This is a genomic window from Arthrobacter sp. KUASC02, assembly GCF_059739395.1.
Genome location: NZ_AP046053.1, coordinates 3,574,754 through 3,591,959 on the forward strand (window position 1 = coordinate 3,574,754; position 17,206 = coordinate 3,591,959).

At 66.8% G+C, this 17,206-nt stretch carries 17 protein-coding genes; 12 read left to right on the forward strand and 5 right to left on the reverse strand.

What is annotated here, in order from left to right; all coding sequences use genetic code 11:
* The first annotated feature begins 206 nt into the window (after positions 1-206).
* Positions 207-1,196 carry a trypsin-like serine peptidase gene (locus tag AC6JAC_RS16395; protein ID WP_497965465.1) on the forward strand — a complete coding sequence of 330 codons (990 nt, stop codon included), beginning with the start codon at positions 207-209 and terminating at the stop codon, positions 1,194-1,196.
* Between the two features lie 43 nt (positions 1,197-1,239).
* Complete coding sequence (locus AC6JAC_RS16400; protein WP_497965467.1) at positions 1,240-1,386, forward strand: hypothetical protein; 147 nt, start codon at positions 1,240-1,242, stop codon at positions 1,384-1,386.
* 113 nt (positions 1,387-1,499) lie between these two features.
* Here AC6JAC_RS16400 and purH read toward each other — a convergent pair whose 3' ends face one another.
* Positions 1,500-3,170 carry a bifunctional phosphoribosylaminoimidazolecarboxamide formyltransferase/IMP cyclohydrolase gene (gene purH / locus AC6JAC_RS16405; RefSeq protein ID WP_497965469.1) on the reverse strand — a complete coding sequence of 557 codons (1,671 nt, stop codon included), beginning with the start codon at positions 3,168-3,170 and terminating at the stop codon, positions 1,500-1,502.
* Between the two features lie 153 nt (positions 3,171-3,323).
* Between purH and AC6JAC_RS16410 the strand changes: the two genes are divergently transcribed.
* Positions 3,324-4,676, forward strand: a complete 1,353-nt coding sequence (locus AC6JAC_RS16410) for an MFS transporter (protein ID WP_028270530.1) — start codon at positions 3,324-3,326, stop codon at positions 4,674-4,676.
* Positions 4,677-4,751: 75 nt separating this feature from the next.
* On the opposite strand, the gene AC6JAC_RS16415 is transcribed toward AC6JAC_RS16410, so the two are convergent.
* A complete protein-coding gene (locus tag AC6JAC_RS16415) occupies positions 4,752-5,363 on the reverse strand; it encodes a putative endonuclease domain-containing protein (protein WP_497965471.1) in 612 nt (203 codons plus the stop codon).
* A gap of 467 nt (positions 5,364-5,830) precedes the next feature.
* Positions 5,831-6,394, reverse strand: a complete 564-nt coding sequence (gene purN, locus AC6JAC_RS16420; protein ID WP_497965473.1) for a phosphoribosylglycinamide formyltransferase — start codon at positions 6,392-6,394, stop codon at positions 5,831-5,833.
* A 39-nt stretch (positions 6,395-6,433) separates the two neighbouring features.
* Between purN and AC6JAC_RS16425 the strand changes: the two genes are divergently transcribed.
* Positions 6,434-6,865: a hypothetical protein gene (locus tag AC6JAC_RS16425; protein ID WP_454697909.1), complete on the forward strand. Its 432-nt coding sequence runs from the start codon at positions 6,434-6,436 to the stop codon at positions 6,863-6,865.
* Between the two features lie 64 nt (positions 6,866-6,929).
* On the opposite strand, the gene AC6JAC_RS16430 is transcribed toward AC6JAC_RS16425, so the two are convergent.
* Positions 6,930-8,246, reverse strand: a complete 1,317-nt coding sequence (locus AC6JAC_RS16430) for a cell division protein PerM (RefSeq protein ID WP_028270533.1) — start codon at positions 8,244-8,246, stop codon at positions 6,930-6,932.
* A 62-nt stretch (positions 8,247-8,308) separates the two neighbouring features.
* Positions 8,309-8,914 carry a hypothetical protein gene (locus AC6JAC_RS16435; RefSeq protein WP_497965476.1) on the reverse strand — a complete coding sequence of 202 codons (606 nt, stop codon included), beginning with the start codon at positions 8,912-8,914 and terminating at the stop codon, positions 8,309-8,311.
* 191 nt (positions 8,915-9,105) lie between these two features.
* Between AC6JAC_RS16435 and AC6JAC_RS16440 the strand changes: the two genes are divergently transcribed.
* The 8 genes from AC6JAC_RS16440 to AC6JAC_RS16475 all read left to right on the forward strand — a co-directional run bounded on the left by AC6JAC_RS16440 (position 9,106) and on the right by AC6JAC_RS16475 (position 17,189).
* Positions 9,106-9,501: a DUF4383 domain-containing protein gene (locus AC6JAC_RS16440; protein WP_454697908.1), complete on the forward strand. Its 396-nt coding sequence runs from the start codon at positions 9,106-9,108 to the stop codon at positions 9,499-9,501.
* A gap of 298 nt (positions 9,502-9,799) precedes the next feature.
* Positions 9,800-10,399, forward strand: coding sequence for a helix-turn-helix domain-containing protein (locus AC6JAC_RS16445; protein ID WP_028270536.1), 600 nt, complete (start codon positions 9,800-9,802; stop codon positions 10,397-10,399).
* Positions 10,400-10,562: 163 nt separating this feature from the next.
* Positions 10,563-11,909 carry an MFS transporter gene (locus AC6JAC_RS16450; protein ID WP_497965478.1) on the forward strand — a complete coding sequence of 449 codons (1,347 nt, stop codon included), beginning with the start codon at positions 10,563-10,565 and terminating at the stop codon, positions 11,907-11,909.
* A gap of 10 nt (positions 11,910-11,919) precedes the next feature.
* Positions 11,920-13,302: an FAD-dependent oxidoreductase gene (locus tag AC6JAC_RS16455; protein ID WP_497965480.1), complete on the forward strand. Its 1,383-nt coding sequence runs from the start codon at positions 11,920-11,922 to the stop codon at positions 13,300-13,302.
* Positions 13,299-14,558 carry a CaiB/BaiF CoA transferase family protein gene (locus tag AC6JAC_RS16460; RefSeq protein WP_497965482.1) on the forward strand — a complete coding sequence of 420 codons (1,260 nt, stop codon included), beginning with the start codon at positions 13,299-13,301 and terminating at the stop codon, positions 14,556-14,558. The genes AC6JAC_RS16455 and AC6JAC_RS16460 overlap by 4 nt, the downstream gene beginning before the upstream one ends.
* Positions 14,555-15,385 (forward strand): enoyl-CoA hydratase-related protein, encoded by an 831-nt coding sequence (locus AC6JAC_RS16465; RefSeq protein WP_497965484.1) that lies wholly within the window; start codon positions 14,555-14,557, stop codon positions 15,383-15,385. The genes AC6JAC_RS16460 and AC6JAC_RS16465 overlap by 4 nt, the downstream gene beginning before the upstream one ends.
* 26 nt (positions 15,386-15,411) lie before the next feature.
* Positions 15,412-16,401 (forward strand): dihydrodipicolinate synthase family protein, encoded by a 990-nt coding sequence (locus tag AC6JAC_RS16470; RefSeq protein WP_497965486.1) that lies wholly within the window; start codon positions 15,412-15,414, stop codon positions 16,399-16,401.
* Entirely contained in the window at positions 16,401-17,189 is a 789-nt protein-coding gene (locus AC6JAC_RS16475) for an SDR family oxidoreductase (protein ID WP_497965488.1), read from the forward strand. The genes AC6JAC_RS16470 and AC6JAC_RS16475 overlap by 1 nt, the downstream gene beginning before the upstream one ends.
* The last annotated feature ends 17 nt before the right edge of the window (positions 17,190-17,206 follow it).

Below are 17,206 nucleotides of genomic sequence, written 5' to 3' on the forward strand. Positions count from 1 at the left end.
GTCGGCGCCCATCGTGGCGTCCAGCGACGCGTAGCATACCCCCGGCCGTCGCACTGACAGGGCCTCGGAGAGACGGGGACCACATCCCACCAGCCCCAATACGAAACTCGTCTATCTCTTTACAACAATTGTCACAGTGGGTAGGTTGATCTCCACCAGCGGCGGCCACCACCTGAGGCCGGCGCAAACTTCTGTTGAGGACACCCATGACGAAATCGAAGACTCTGGCCACCAGCCTCCTGAGCCTGTCCGCCGCCGCCCTGCTTGCCGTCAGTGCAGCTGCAGGGGCAACTGCCGCTCCCGCATCCCCGCAGGCCCCGTCTCCCCAGGACGGCGGGCAGGTTGCCAGCCAGTCAGTGGACAGCTCAAGTGCAGCCAACTATTGGACGCCTGACCGCATGCGCACAGCGGTCCCGGGCGACGTACTGGCCAGCAAAGCACTGCAGCGCGGCAACACTTCGTCTGCTGCAACCGTGGAAAAGGGCTCGAGCACCAAGATTGCCGGCAAGGCAGGCAACGGCAAACCCGCACCCCTGCACACCGATGAGAGTCCGGTGTCCCACATCGGCAAGGTCTTCTTCACCCTGGGCGGCAGCAACTACGTCTGCTCCGGTAACTCCGTGGTGTCCACCAACAAGAGCACCGTGTCCACCGCAGGCCACTGCATCAACGAGGGACCGGGCGCCTTCGCCACCAACTTCATCTTCGTCCCGGCCTACCTGGACGGTGCCGCGCCCTACGGCAAGTGGGCAGCCAAGGCCCTGTACGCTCCCACGCAGTGGAGCTCGGCCGGCGACATGCAGTACGACACGGGCTTCGCCGTCGTCTCTCCGCTCAACGGCCAGAGCCTTGCAGACGTTGTAGGTGCCTCCGGTGTCCAGTTCAATGCCGCCCGCGGCCTGACGTACAAGTCCTATGGCTATCCCGCAGCGGCGCCGTTCGACGGTTCCTCACTCGTCAGCTGCACCGGGCCGGCCAGCAACGATCCCAACAACCCGCAGTTCCAGTCCCAGGGCATCCCCTGCGACATGACCGGCGGATCATCTGGCGGCCCGTGGTTCATCGGCACCAGCTCCGGCGGATACCAGAACTCCATCAACAGCTACGGTTACGGCAGCCGGTCCACGGTCATGTACGGGCCGTACTGGGGCTCCGTCATCCAGCAGGCCTACTCGAGTGCATCGTCCGCCAACTGACGCCCCCGTCCCTTCGGCTGACGGCACTTCGGCAGACGAAACCGTGAGCGTCAGCGAGATCAGCCAGGTGCCGGCGGACATCCTCGCCTACTGGACGCCGGAGCGCATGGAAGGCGCGAAACCGCGCGGGGTCCGGTTCCCCCCGCCTGAGGCTGACGACGGACCATCCGCTGCAGCTGAAGCGGACTAACTGAATAAACGACGACGGCGACCGTCCCCTTTCGGGGGGCGGTCGCCGTCGTACGCGGTCAGGGTTTCGACAGGCTCAACCACCGGAGCCGGTGGCTGGGTCCGTCCGTCTTCCTAGTGGAAGAAGTGCCGCGCACCTGTGAAGTACATCGTGATGCCGGCGGCGTTGGCCGCGGCGATGACCTCGTCGTCCCGGACGGAACCGCCGGGCTGGACCACGGCGCGGACGCCGGCGTCGATCAGGATCTGCAGGCCGTCGGCGAACGGGAAGAACGCGTCGGACGCGGCCACCGCACCGCGGGCCCGCTGCGGGGCGCCACTCGCGTCGGCGTTAGAGGCACCGCCGGCGCCGTCCACGTCGGACTCCACAGTCACACCCAGCGTGTTGGCGCGTTCCACGGCCAGCTTGCACGAGTCGAGCCGGTTGACCTGGCCCATGCCGATGCCGACGGCGGCACCGTGATCGGCGAGCAGGATGGCGTTGGACTTGGCGGCGCGGCAGGCGGTCCAGGCGAACGCAAGGTCAGCCAGCGTTGCGTCGTCGGCGGCTTCGCCGGCTGCGAGGGTCCAGTTGGCGGGGTTGTCGCCTTCGGCGTCCACCTTGTCTGCAATCTGCACGAGCACGCCGCCGGAGACCTGGCGGATTTCGGCCGGGTAGCGCCCGTAGCCCTCGGGCAGGGCCAGGAGCCGGATGTTCTTCTTCTTGGCAAGGATCTCCACGGCTTCCGGTTCGAACCCGGGGGCGATGACCACTTCGGTGAAGATGCCGGCCACGGTCTGCGCCATTCCGGCGGTGACCGTGCGGTTGGCAGCGATGACGCCGCCGAACGCAGAGACGGGGTCGCAGGCGTGGGCCTTGGCGTGGGCATCCGCGATGGGGTCCGCGGCGTCGCCGGAACCAACGGCCACGCCGCACGGGTTGGCGTGCTTGATGATGGCCACGGCGGGCTCGGCGAAGTCGAATGCGGCGCGGAGTGCGGCGTCCGCGTCCACGAAGTTGTTGTAGCTCATGGCCTTGCCGTGGATCTGGTCGGCCTGGGCGATGCCGGCGGGAGCGGCCTTGTCCACGTACAGTGCGGCCTGCTGGTGCGGGTTTTCCCCGTAGCGGAGGACCTCGGAGCGCTCCAGCGCGAGGCCGGCGTACGCGGGCCAGTCGATGACGCCGTCGCCGTCCTCATCGAGGAACTGGCTGGCGGTCCAGGTGGCCACGGCGTTGTCGTAGGTGGCGGTGTGTGCAAAGGCCTTGGCAGCCAGGCGCTGGCGGGTCTTCAGGTCGAAGCCGCCTTCAGCGGCGGCGCGGACAACGTTGCCGTAGAACGTGGGATCCACCACGATGGCGACGGCGGCGTGGTTCTTCGCCGCCGAGCGCACCATGGCGGGGCCTCCGATGTCGATCTGCTCCACGACGTCGTCCTGCGCGGCACCGGACTTCACGGTCTCCACGAACGGGTACAGGTTCACGACGACGAGGTCGAAGGCCTCGATCTCCATGCTGGCCAGCGTTTCCATGTGGGCGGGGACGCGGCGGTCGGCCAGGATGCCGCCGTGGACGCGGGGGTGCAGCGTCTTGACGCGGCCGTCCAGCATTTCCGGGGAGCCGGTGACTTCCTCGACTTCCTGGACGGGAATGCCGGCCGCGGCGATCTTCTTCGCGGTGGAGCCGGTGGAGACGATCTTGACGCCTGCTTCGTGCAGGCCCTTCGCGAGCTCCTCCAGACCGGTCTTGTCGTAGACCGAGATCAGGGCTCGGCGGATGGGAACACGGTCTAGCTGCGTAAAGCTCACAAAGGTCTCCGTCTTTTGACACGGTGGGGTGCCGCGGTTGGTGGGGATGAGGCCAGTTTATCGCGTCCCGCCGGATGCCCTCCCTGCGCGCCGGTGTGTGAAGGCCGCGCGCAGACCCGCCGCTGCGACGTAGAGTTTTCCCAGGAGGCCGAGATGAATACTTACACCACTGTGCCCAACGGCGAACAGGTGGTCCAGGAACTGCCGTGGCGGTGGAAGGTCCAGGGCAGGATCTTCCTGATCGGCGGGCTTGGTTTTATGTTCGACGCCTGGGACGTGACGCTCAACGGGATCCTCATTCCGCTGCTGTCCACCCACTGGGCGCTGTCCCCCGGCGACGCCGCGTGGATCGGAACGTCGAACCTGGTCGGCATGGCGCTGGGCGCGTTCGCCTGGGGCACCATCGCGGACACCATCGGCCGCAAGAAGGCCTTCACGGCCACCTTGCTGATTTTCTCCCTCTTCACGGTGCTGGGTGCCTTCTCCCCCGACTTCATCTGGTTCTGCGTGTTCCGTTTCATGGCAGGTTTCGGCCTGGGCGGGTGCATTCCAGTGGACTATGCCCTGGTGGGTGAGTTCACACCGCGGAAGCAACGCGGCAGGGTCCTCACGGCGATGGACGGCTGGTGGCCGGTGGGCGCCGCGTTGTGCGGCTTCGTCTCGGCCTGGCTGGTTGCCGCGTTCGCGGACTGGAGGCTGACCATGCTGGTTATGGTGCTGCCTGCCCTGCTGGTGTTCTGGGTGCGGCGGAGCGTGCCCGAGTCTCCGCTGTTCCTCATCCGCAAGGGCCGCCGCGACGAGGCCGCCAAGGTCATCGACGACCTGGTCAAGGCCACCGGCGCCGAGCCCCGTGCCTACAGCCTGCCGGAAGCTCAGGATGCGCCGCGGCTCTCCGCCGGGAGTGCGTGGCTCCAACTGGTCCGCGTCTGGCGCTTCAACTGGAAGGTCACCGCCGCTGCCTGGTCGCTGTTCTTCAGCATCCTGCTGGTCTACTACCTGTCCCTGACGTGGATGCCGCGGATCCTCATCGGCGCCGGCTTCCAGGATTACAAGGCGTTCCTCACCACGGCATCCATGGCCGCCGTCGGGCTCCTGGGCGTCGTGGTGGCCGCCGTACTGGTTGAGCGGGTGGGCCGCAAGTGGATCCTGGCGATTACCGGGCCGCTGTCCGCGCTAACGCTGGTCATCGTGGCGTTCGTGGTGGATATCCCGTCCGCCGCCGTGTTCTGGCTGCTGGTCTTCGGCTTCATTGTGCAGGTGGCCATCCCGGTGCTCTATACATACGTCTCCGAGCTGTACCCGACGGACCTGCGCGGCACGGGTTTCGGCTGGGCATCGACGTTCTCCCGGCTGGGGGCTGGCTTCGGTCCGCTGATTTTCGCCTCCGTCCTGTGGCCGCAGCTGGGCCTGGCGACGTCCTTCGCGCTGGCCGGCGGGCTGGTCCTGCTGTCGGTGCTGTGGATGGCCTTCTTCGCCCCCGAGACCAAGCAGCGCACCCTGACGTAAGCAGGTCCTTCTTCTCCCCCCAACTAGGTAGCAGCAGGTGTCGTTTTCAGGTCTCAAAACGACACCTGCTGCTACCTACTTGGGCAACCAGCCGCGGCCGAGGAGTGCCGAGCGGACCTTCGCTACCGCAGGCCGGGCATCATTGACCATGTGCCGTTTGGAGATCCGGACCAGCACCCACCCGTCCCGGCCGAAATCCTCCTCGCGCGCGATGTCCCGGACGATCTGCGCAACCTCCGAATGGCCCTCGCCCTCGTACTCCACCGCCACGCGCTGCTCCGGATAACCCAGGTCCGGTTGACGGACCACGCCGGGACGCAGCTCCATCGGAACGTTCAATTGTGGTTCGGGCAATCCCGCGTTCTCCAGTGCCAGCCGGAGGCGGGTTTCCGGTGCCGAATCGGCTCCGACGCGCGCCTGTTCAAGCGCCAGGCGGGCCTTCCGGATGCCGGGAGTTCCCTTGTGCCGGTCCAGCATGTCCGCGAGTTCCTCCATGGTGGCGTGCGGGTCCGTTCGGCCCTCGAATTCGGGCCGCGGAATCCGCAGCAAATGGTCTGCCACAACGGTCAGTTCATTGATGCTCATCTTCCGCGAGCAATCCAGCCAGGTCCGCGGCCGCGAGGTCACCAGCAGCCCGTCGAGAGCGACAATTTCGTCCCCGAAGAACTGGCCACGATGGCCACGCACGCGGGCCCGTCTGGGGATGGCCATCGTGTCCGGCCGGGAAATGTGAATAATCGGCTCGTCAGCGCCAGGCAGGAACCCCGGGAAAGACCAAAGTGTAAACGCCGTTGCGTGGGACGCTGCTGAGAATGCCGTGACCAAGGTAACCGGCCGGACCTGCCCCTGGAGCCCGATACCGCCGCTTTGACGGGGCTGCCGGATCCCCCGGCTTGGCATGGCCAGCGAGCGGTGCCGTAAACGACGGCGGGTCACGCCGGCGTCGAGCGCTTCCTGGTACGTGAACGCTGCGGAACTAAGGGGCCGCGGCAGCGGCTGCGGAGTCTTCATGGCCCCATGGTGGCAAATATGGTGCGACGGCGAGGAAGTTATCCACAGGCCCGCACACCCACGACCCAACTAGGTAGCAGCAGGTGTCGTTTTGAGCGGTCAAAACGACACCTGCTGCTACCTAGTTGGGGCAGGGACGGGACTTAGGCCGCGGCGAGCTGAGCCAGGGTCGAGACCAGGAGCCTGCGCTCCACCACCTTGATGCGTTCGTGCAGGGTTTCCTCGGTGTCGTCCTCGCGGATGGCCACGGCTTCCTGGGCAATGATGGGGCCCGTGTCCACACCGGCGTCGGCCCAGTGCACCGTGCAGCCGGTGACCTTAACGCCGTAGGCCATGGCGTCCCGCACGCCATGGGCACCAGGGAAGGCCGGCAGCAGGGCCGGGTGGGTGTTGAGGTACTTGCCGCCGAACGCGTCGATGAACCCGGGGCTGACGATCCGCATGAAGCCTGAAGACACCACCACGTCCGGCTCATACGCGGCCACGGCTTCGGTCAGCGCCGCGTTCCAGTCCGCACGGTCGTCGTAGGCCTTGAAGTCCACCACGAAGGTCGGGATTCCGGCGGCCGCCGAACGCTCCACGCCGTAGGTCCCGGGCCGGTCAGCGCCGACGGCGGCGATCTCCACGTTCAGCTCGCCCGCCTTGACGGCGTCAATGACGGCCTGGAGGTTGGAGCCGGTACCGGACACGAGGACAACGATGCGCATGGCTCTAGCTTATGGGGCCGCTCGCGTAGGCTGGAAAACATGAACCCCCCGAACGACTCCGCAGGTCCCCAGCAGGCCCGGCAACCCCTCAGCGAGGCCGCGAAGGCGTCCCTGGCGAAGACCCACAACCTGTTCCGTGCATTCATCGTGGCCGTCCTGGGCGCCTTCTTCGTTTACCAGCTGGACGTCACCTACGTGTGGCTGACCGCCATCCTGACGGCCGCGAGCATCGTGCTCGGCGTTATGGTGCTGGTCCGGGCCATCAGGCTCAAGGAATCCAAGCTGGTCCTTTTCGGCACCATCTCGGGGCTGGTGGTGTCGGCGGTGATGGTGCTGTTGATCCTGGTTTCCGCGGTGTTCTTCAACCAGGTCCGCGACTTCCAGCAGTGCTCCCGCAGCGCGCTCACCCAGCAGGCCCTGACCCAGTGCCAGACGCAGCTGCAGAAGTCCCTCCCCGCCCAGCTCCGCTAGGCCCAGCTCCGCTAAGCCCGGTTCCGCTGAGCCAACCGACAGGAACGCCCGACGGCGGCACCTCCTACGGCTTGGACACTTCCAGGTCCGCTTCACGCAGTTTCTGCTGGCGTTCCAGCCACGGGCCCGCCGCGTAACCGATCACGACGCCGATGGCCACCTCGGCGGCCACCCACAGCGAGGTGCCCAGCGGGTCCGGGCCGATGTCCGTGAGGCGGCCGATCCCGGCTGACCCGCGGGCCATCCAGGCCAGGCCTCCCGCCATCAGGCCCGCCGCCACACCGATGATCGCTCCAAGGACGACAGTGGATGCCGATGCCGTGAACCAGCGGGAACGGACCTTGATGGACAGCCATTCGTCGAAGTGGTTTTCGCCTTCGCGCAGGAACCACCAGCCGGCCAGTGCACCGGCAAGGACCGGCACCACCAGCGCCACGAAGCCGTAATCCAGTGGTCCGGAGGGCAGGGCGGCGAACACCGGAATGGACGGCAGCGGACCGACGGCGGTTCCCAGCGGTCCGGCGTGCGAGCCGACGCCCAGGGCGAAGCCGGAGCCGGACGTCCAGGCGAGCGCAAAGATGGCAAGGTTGGGGAGGAAGCCGAGCTGCGCGATGGTGAGCACGGCACCGCCCATGGCGCCGGCGTCGAGCCCTTCATACACGGCGATCACCAGGTCCCAGTGGATAAAGATGTCCACCGCGAGCAGCGCGGCGGACAGGGTGAACGCGGCCATCAGGGCCACGAAGCCGGCTTTGACCGCGGAGCCGAGGTAGGAACCGGCCCAGCGGGAATGCTGGCTGGTGCGGGCGATCCAGTCCACCGCGTCGACGCCGATGAGCCGGCTCCAGGACCCCGCTTCGCGCCGGGCACCCACCACCATGCCCAGGCCGAACGGGACCAGCGGCATCAGCCCGGCGAACCACAGGAAGATGGCGACGTCGTCGGTGCGGCACACGAAGCCAGTGGCCATCCCGAAGCCGGCATACACCAGCCAGGACCCCAGCAGCGCCTGCCATAGCTGATCGGTATAGGAAGCCCGGGCCAGGCGCCGGCCTGCCCGCCACGCCAGCAGGAACGGGATGAGCGTGAGGCCCAGCGGGATCAGCGACAGCGTGCCCGATTCCGGCTGCGCCGCGGCTTCCCCCGCCACAGTGGTCAGATGGAGCGGCACGCCGTGGATCAGCAGCCAGGCCTGGCCGCCAAGCCGGGCGAGGGCGTCGAAGTTGTTGTTCTGGAATCCGGCGGTTGCCCATACGGCGACAATGGGCGCCAGCACCACCAGCGCGGAAATGACCGCCGCCTGCGCCGACTCGAGCGCCCCCTGCAGCCACAAGGGCATGGGAATGCCACGGTCTCCGGTCTGATCAGCGCGCAGTTTCATCGTGTTCCATGGTGTCACGCGCGGCGCCCCGGGCCCGTGTGCGACAGGCTCAAAGCCCTGAGTTACCAGAGCTCGTAGTTGTCCGTGCCGATCATAAAGCCGTGGCCCGTCCGCAGATGCGCGCAGGTCATGGCGCCGGGTGCCCGCTCGCACACCATGTTGCCCAGCCGCACCGTCTGGCCGTCCTGGATCCACGGGCCCGGGAACGCTGGTCCGGCCACGTCCTCCGCCTCCATCGGGGAGGTTCCGTTGCCGCACAGTCCGTACTGGGCGCCGCCGTCGAGCGTCACCACCGCATACCCGCCGTGATACTCGCTGATCCCCGCGCACTGGCCCTTGATGTCACCGGGCCGGGGCGCGACATCCGTGAGCAGGTGGCAGGCAGCAGCGTCGGCGCTGATGGAACACTGCATGTCCTTGCCGGCAGACTGCACCACCACTGGCAACGGTGCAGCCCACGGCTGCGCGTTCACCTTGGGCAGGAGCTGCTCGGCCCTGTTGAGGGGGCCGGGATTGAGGGTTCCGGGTTTGAGGGTTCCGGGGTCGGCCACCCTCAGCGCACCGATGGCGGGCGCCGTCCCGGCCGGCACGGCTACGCTGCAGCCCGCGGCTGAGGCAAGCACGACGACGGCCAGCAGGGTTCGGAGGACGGGTGTCACAAGGCTCATGGTCCTGCCAGTTCAGCAGAACGGGACCGTCCTGTCGCTGGTCAGAACTCCCCATCCCCCAGCGCTTTTTTCGTTACTCAGCCGTAAAATTGGATTGTCCGCAATCAGTGGTTGGAGGCAGAAAAATGACTACCGCATCGCCACATGCACATGGCGTTCACTTCGGGCGTACCGACGTCCAGAACGTTGGCATGGGTGTAGGTATTGTCCTGATGTTGGCGGGTGTCCTGGCATTCATCCCGGGCATCACCCAGCAGTACGGCGAACTAAGGTTCTTGGGGCCTGATTCGCACGCCATGTTCCTCAACCTGTTCCAGGTGTCGATGCTGCTGAACATTGTTCAGCTGGTCATCGGTGCAACAGGCTGGGCAATGTCCCGCAATGGAATGGGCGCCCGGAACTTCCTTATGGGCTTTGGCGCGCTGTACATCGTCCTCAGCATCTTCGGGCTCAGTGTCGGAGTGGGATCGGCGGCCAATTTCCTGTCGCTGAACACGCTGGACAGCTGGACCCTCATGGCGCTGGGCGTGCTGATGATTGGCTCCGGCTGGATCCTCTCAAGGCATCTGGCCGAGGACCGCAGGTAACCCGGATCGCGTAAGCCGGGACATAAGGAGCCGCTAATGAGGAACGCTTCATAGCAATCTGAATGTTTTAACCACCGGTTGGTGCAGTTGCCCTGCGTAGGCGCAGGCGGCTGCACCAGCTTTTTGCGTTAAGGGCACGACGCCGGCTGGCCGGGGCGGCTGCCCGGGCGGCGGCGGATGCCCACCACCAAAAACCGCACTCCTGTAAAGATTTTCACTTTAATCAAGAAAAATCATTGACTCGCTAAAAATCTTCACTATAGTTGTGTGAGTTAGCTCACCAACGAAGGATGCGGCAATGACCACCGAGACACCCGCCCCACCGGCCACCAGCGAACTTCTGGCGACCGTCGGAAACAAGGTGCGCACCATGCGTAAGGCCAAGGGCATGACCCTCGCCCAGCTCTCGGACATCACCGGCCTCAGCCAAGCAATCGTCAGCCAGATCGAACGCGGCTTGGCCAACCCTTCCTTCACCACTCTGGCACAGCTGGCCCACGGATTGGACGTCCCGGTAGGGAGGTTCTTCATTGGCCAGGATGAATCCAAGTCCCCCGTCGTTCGAAAGTCGGACCGACGCAACCTGAAAAACGTGACCCGCGAGTCGGTGGGCGAGGCAGTTCACGAACTGCTGACCCCCAACCGCGACGGAAACATCGAAGCGCAGTGGATCAGCACGCCCCCGGGGCATGACACCAGCGGCACACCTTTCACCCACAGCGGTGAGGAGTTCTGCTACATCATCTCGGGCCGCAAGGACGTCTTCCTGGACGGCGTCTGCTACAGCCTTGAGGAGGGCGACTCCATCACGTACTCCTCAGAGATCCCGCACTGGTACAAAAACAGCTACGAAGAGGTATGCGTAGCCATCTGGGTCAACGCACCACACGCGTGGTAACCCTGCCGCCCCCAACCGGCACCAGCGTTTTCCCCTAACTGTCCGGACACGAACCGTGGCCGCAGACACTCCTTGCATCGTTCGCATGAAACGCCTCGTCCAACAGGCGTTCCTGCGTCATACCCTCCCACGCCCATCACGGCGTCAGCGTAAGGACACTTCCATGCTCGACACACAAACGACAGACCCCCAAGGGACGGACAACGCCGTCACGTCCCCCTCCCCCGCCCGCTCCTCCCGCACCAAGCACGAAAAATTCACCCCTGAGGTCCGCAAGGGCCTGCTGGGCCTCGGCCTCGGCAACGCCCTCGAGTGGTACGACTGGATGGTCTTCGGCCTCCTCTCGGCCTTCATCGGGCCCAACTTCTTCCCCAACACCGATCCGCTCTCCGCCACCTTGAACGCGCTGGCCGTGTTCGCCGTCGGGTTCGCCTTCCGTCCGCTCGGCGGGATCCTGCTCGGCACCCTGGCCGACCGCGTGGGCCGCCGCCGCGTCATGCTGCTGTCCATCATGCTCATGGCAGGCACCACGCTGATCATCGCCGTCACGCCGAGCTACCAGCAGATCGGCGCCTGGGCCGGCATCATCCTGCTGGTCTGCCGGGTGCTGCAGGGCATTTCCACGGGCATCGAAGCCCCGCTTTCAACGTCCCATGCCCTGGAACTGGCGCCCGAAGGCCGTGAAGGCTACGTCGCCGGCCTGATGAGCTTCTACGTGAACATCGGCATCCTGCTGGCTTCCCTGATCAGCTTCCTGTGCAGCCTCGTCCTGGGCGGTGCCGTCATGGCCGAGTGGGGCTGGCGCGTGCCGTTCATCATCGGCGCACTCTTCGGTTTCGTGGTCCTCTACCTCCGCCGTTCGCTCCCGGAAACCCTCAAGGCCGAGGAAATGGCCGGCAACACTCCCCGCGCCGTCTGGTCCGGAGTCCGCAAGCACTGGCTCTCCGTCCTGGCCATCGTCTTCGTGGTGGGCGCAGCACAGGCCTACAACTACGCCTGGAACGTCGGCCTTCCCAGCGCTGCCCGCAGCGGGTTCAAGGAAGACCCCACCGCCGTCTTCGCTCTCACCACCGTCCTGGGCGTCATCCTGGTGGCAGGCAGCTGGATCATCGGCAAGCTGACCGACGGCAAGTCGATGTCCCGCTGGTTCCTGATCACCCGCATCCTGGCGATCCCGTCCGTGTTCCTCATGCTCTTCTACGTCCAGCCGGGCATCGGCGGCTTCGCAGCCGTCCTCCTCGGCGGCTCCATCGTCCTGGTGCTGAACATGACCCTTTACAACGTGGTCAGCTCCTCGCTGATGCCCAAGAACATCCGCGGCACGGGCGTAGCCCTGGGCTATGGAATCGGCGTCGCACTCTTCGGCGGCACCGCCTCCTACCTGCTGGTCTGGTTCCAGTCCCTGAACCTCAGCTGGATCTTCCCGGTCTACGTGGCCGTTCTCTCCATCCTCAGCATCGTTTTCTACCTCGCCGCACGCCGCTCCAACGGCATCTTCGTCGGAAAGTAAGGACTCCCCCATGACCTCCCCCGCAACGTTCAACTCCCTGGAACTCAGCACCACGACGGCGGACCTCACCGCCCCGGTCATCTCCCGTTCCAACGTCCTGGTGGTCGGCGGTGGCCCCGCAGGTGTGGCCGCGGCCGTCACCGCAGCCCGCTCCGGCGCCAAGGTCACCCTGCTGGAACGCTACTCATCCCTCGGCGGCCTCGCTTCCGGCGGCATGGTGCTGGTGCTGGACGACATGATCAACGGCCAGGAAATCACCGTCACCGGCATCGTGTCCGAATACGTGGAGCGCCTGCAGAAGCTGGGACTCGCCGTCGTACCGCCGGCCGATGACCGCAAGACCTCCGCGGAACTCTGGAACAAGTGGGGCCGCTACGGCACCTTCGACTTCCACTCCCACACCAACCCCAAGCCCATCTGCTACGCCGCGGCCTTCGACCCGGACGGCTGGAAGCGCGTCTCCAACGACCTGGTCCGCGAGGCCGGCGTGGACCTCCGTCTGCACTCCTGGTTCTCCCGCCCCATCGTGGACAACGGCGTGATCAAGGGCGTCATCTGCGAGACCAAGCTGGGCCCGCAGGCGTTCATGGCGGACATCGTCATCGACACCACCGGCGACATCGACGTCGCCTCCCGGGCCGGCGCCAGCTACGCCAAGGACAACTACCTCACCACGCTCGTCTTCCGCCTCGGCAACGTGAACACGGACGCCGCCGAAGCCTTCGAGCAGGCCAACCCGAAGGAAGCCCGCGCCATCAACCGCAAGATCAAGCGCCTCCTCGGCGGCGCATGGGAACTGTGGTGGCTCAAGACCCCCATCGACGGCGTGGTCTGGTGCAACGCCCCGCACATGACCGGCTTCGACGGCACGGACCCGGCGGACATGACCGCCGCCGAGTTCGCCGCCCGCGACCGGATCTCCGAGGCCGTGGACTACGTCCGCGCCAACCTGCCCGGCTTCGAAAACTGCTACATGCTGGACGTCGCCTCGCAGATGGGCGTCCGCCAGACCCGCCTGCTGCAGGGCGAGTACGTCATGACCAAGGACGACGTCACGCAGCGCCGCCACTTCGCCGACACTGTGGCCCGCGGCCGCGACTACTACTACCCGTACCGCTCGCTGCTGCCCAAGGAAGTGGACCAGCTGCTCGTCGCCGGCCGCCACTACTCCGCCACCCCCGAGGCGCAGAAGATGTCCCGCGAGATCCCGCCCTGCATGGCCATGGGCCAGGCCGTCGGCGTCGCCGCAGCACTCGCCGTCGAAAACAACGTCCTGGTCCGCGACGTGTCCGCCCTGGACATCCAGCAGGGCATGCGCCGTCACGGCGCCGACCCGGGCGACGTCCCGTCGTCGAACGCCACTGTCGACGCCGATGCGGCGGTTCCGGCATGAGCACCGTGACCCTGGAAACGACAGAGCTGGAACGCACGACGGCGGCGCCTGCCGCCGCGGCGGAACCCACCGCCATCCCGCTGCCGCTAGACGGCATCAAGATCGTGGACTTCACCCAGGTGTTCATGGGCCCGTCCTGCACGCAGATGCTGGGCGACTACGGCGCGGACATCATCAAGGTGGAACGCCCGGGCGCCGGGGACATCTCGCGGAACTCGTTCCCGGACAAGGACGGCCAGGACAACCCGATCTTCCTGTCCATCAACCGCAACAAGCGCAGCGTCTCCATCGACACGCGCACCGAGGAAGGCCGAAACGTCCTGCACGCCATCATGGCGGACGCGGACGTGGTGGTCAGCAACTTCCGCTCCGGCGTGATGGAGCGGATGGGCTTCGGCTACGAGGAACTCAAGGCCGGGAACCCCGGCATCATCTGGGCCTCCGGCACCGGCTTCGGCCCCGTCGGCCCGTACTCGCACAAGGGCGGCCAGGACGCGATCGCGCAGGCCTACTCCGGTGTCATGTGGCGGCGGGAATCGGACGACCAGAAGCCGTCCATCTACCCCACCACGCTGTGCGACTACATCACCGGCATGCACCTCATGCAGGGCATCCTGCTGGCACTGCGCACCCGGGAAACCTCCGGCGTCGGCCAGAAGGTGGAGGTGACCATGTACGACTCGATGCTGCACCTGCAGATGCAGGAGGCCTGCATGCAGCTCAACCGCGGCTACGAGGTCAACTGGGGCGCCATGCCCCTGAGCGGCGTGTTCGAAACCACCGACGGCGCCGTGTGCATGGTCGGCGGTTTCACCCCGGACCCGCTGGCCCGCATCTCCGAAGCCCTCGGGCTGGACGAGGACCTTACGCAGCGGCCCGAGTTTGCGGACCTGAAGCAGCAGTTCGCGCACAAGCCGGCACTGCAGGCCATCTTCCGCGAGCGCATCGCCACCAACACCACCGAGTACTGGACCGGCAAGCTGGAGGACCAGGGGCTGCTCAACGCCCCGGTCCACACCCTGGAGCAGGCTCTGGCCGATGCCCAGACCGAGGCCAACGGCATGATCGTGGAGGCCGAACACCCCGGCGTCGGGACCGTGCGCATGCTCAACGCGCCCATCCGGCTCTCCGCCACGCCGCCCACCGTCCGGCGCGTGGCGCCGCGCCTCGGTGAGCACAATGTGGAGGTCCTGCTGGAGAACGGCTTCGATGAGGAGACCATCGAGCGCCTGCAGCAGCTGGGGGTCCTGCGGTGACCGCGATTTCGGAGGCTCCCGCGGAGACGGCCGTCTCGAACGCAGTGGACCAGATCACCCTGACCATCGAGAACCATGTGGCCACGGTGGTGATCGACCGGCAGCACGTGCTCAACGCCGTCGACGGAACCGCCCAGGCCCGGCTCAACGAGATCTGGGACCAGCTGGAACAGGACTCCGACGTCCGCGCCGTGGTCATCACCGGCGCCGGGACCCGCGCGTTCTGCGTCGGGGCGGACATGTCCGCCTCCGCCGTGGACAAGACCGGCCTGGAGTACTGGGCCGGCCTGGACCCGAACGGCTTCGGCGGGCTGAGCCTGCGCACGTCGCTCGATGTGCCGGTGATTGCCCGGGTGAACGGCTACGCGCTCGGCGGCGGCATGGAGATCGTGCTCGGCGCGGACATCGTGGTGGCGTCGGACAATGCCAGGTTCGGGCTCACGGAACCGCGGGTGGGGCGCTTGGCGCTCGACGGCGGCATCCACCAGCTGGTGCGCCGGATCCCGTACACCCAGGCGATGGGCATGCTGCTGACCGGCCGGAAGGCTGGCGCCGCGGAAATGCAGTCCATGGGACTGGTCAACGAGGTGGTCCCGGCAGAAGAGCTCGACGCCGCGGTGCAGCGCTGGGTGGACCAGATCCTTGCGTGCGCCCCCACCTCGGTGCGGGCCGTGAAGCAGATGGTCACGCAGACCGGGCACCTCACCGCCAAGGAGGCCCGCGGGCTCCGGCTGCCGGCCCTGATGGCCGCGCTGGACAGCGAGGACTCAGCCGAAGGCGTCCGCGCCTTCCAGGAAAAGCGGCCGCCGGTCTGGCCCGGCCGCTGACCCGCAACAATTTCGAGGAGGATTCCATGACTGGATCACTGAACGACGCAACCGGGACGGATTCCCGCGAACCACAGGAACGCGATTCCCTGGCGCCCGGCGTCTGGGGCGTGGTGGCAACACCCTTCCAGGGCAGCACCCTGGACGTGGACCTGGACAGCCTGTCCGAATTGGTGGAGCACTACGAAGCCATCGGCGCCACGGGGCTGACGGTCCTCGGCGTGTTCGGCGAAGCCGCGGCCCTCACCGCGGAGGAGCGGCGCCAGGTGCTCGAAATCGCCGTCGAATGCACGGACCTGCCACTGGTGGTGGGCATCACCGCCCTGGCCACCCGGCCCGCCATCGACGAGATTACAGCGGCCCAGGCCGTGGCCGGCGAGCGCCTCGCTGCTGTGATGGTACAGGCCAACTCCGCCAGGCCCGAAGTAGTGATCGCACACCTGGACGCCATCCACCGGGCCACCGGCGCGAAGGTGGTCCTGCAGGACTATCCGCTGGCCAGCGGCGTCAGCATCAGCACCCAGGCCCTCATTTCCGTCGTGAAGTGGTGCAGTTTCGTGGTCGCGGTGAAGGCCGAAGCGCCGCCCACCAGTGTGTCCATCGCAGAACTGACGGCCGCGCTGGTGGGCAGGGTCTCCGTTTTCGGCGGGCTGGGCGGGCAGGGCCTGCTGGACGAGCTGATGGCCGGCGCAGCGGGCGCCATGACCGGTTTCTCCTATCCCGAAGCATTGATTGCCTGTGTCCGGGCGTGGCAGCGCGACGGATACGAAGCCGCGCGGGACCAGCTGCTGCCCTACCTGCCGCTGATCAACTTCGAGCAGCAGGCCAAAATCGCACTGGCCGTCCGCAAGGAATGCCTGCGGAAGCGCGGACTCATCAAGGATTCGGGCGTCCGGGCTCCGGCCGCGGAGTTCCCGGAGAAGCTGCGCTACAGCATGCTTACGCACCTGCGGGAAGCTGCTGCTGCGCTTGAGTCAGCTGCCACCCACGAACACACCTCTGTAGGGAGTTACTGATGAACCTCGGAATCGCCGGAAAAACCGCCCTCGTGGCCGCCTCAACCGGCGGCCTGGGCCTCGCCGTTGCCCGCGCATTGTCCGCCGAAGGCGTCCGCGTGGCAGTCATCGGCCGCCGCCGCGACCGCGCCAAGGAAATCGCCGCGGAACTGCACACGGCGTATGGCACAGGAGCCATCGCCATCGAAGCGGACCTGACCACGCCGGAAGGCATCGAGTCCGCCGTCGAACAGACCGTGGCGGACCTCGGTCCCATCGACATCCTGGTGCTCAACGGTCCCGGCCCCAAGCCCGGCGCCGCGGCGACGCTCAGCTCCGAGGACATCGCCGCCGCATTCGAGCTCCTGGTCAAACCGCACCACGCGCTCATCTCCCAGGTGCTTCCCGGCATGCGGGAGCGGCGCTGGGGCCGCATCCTCGCCGTCGGCTCCAGCGGAGTGGTGGCCCCGCTGCCCAACCTGGCCGTGTCCAACACCGGCCGGGCCGCGCTGGCCGGCTACCTCAAGACCCTCGCCGCAGAGGTTGCCCTGGACTCCGTCACGGTCAACATGCTCCTCCCCGGCCGGATCGCCACGGACCGGGTGGCCGAACTGGACCAGGCCGCCGCCAAGCGCCGCGGCACCACCGTTGAGGACATCCAGCTCGAGTCACGCAAAACCATCCCCGCCCGCCGCTATGGCGAGCCGGAGGAGTTCGGCGCCGCCGCCGCGTTCCTCTGCAGCGCCCCGGCGTCGTACATCACCGGCGTCGCGCTCCGCTGCGACGGCGGCCTTATCCGCAGCCTGTAGCTCCCCTACTTCCCCAC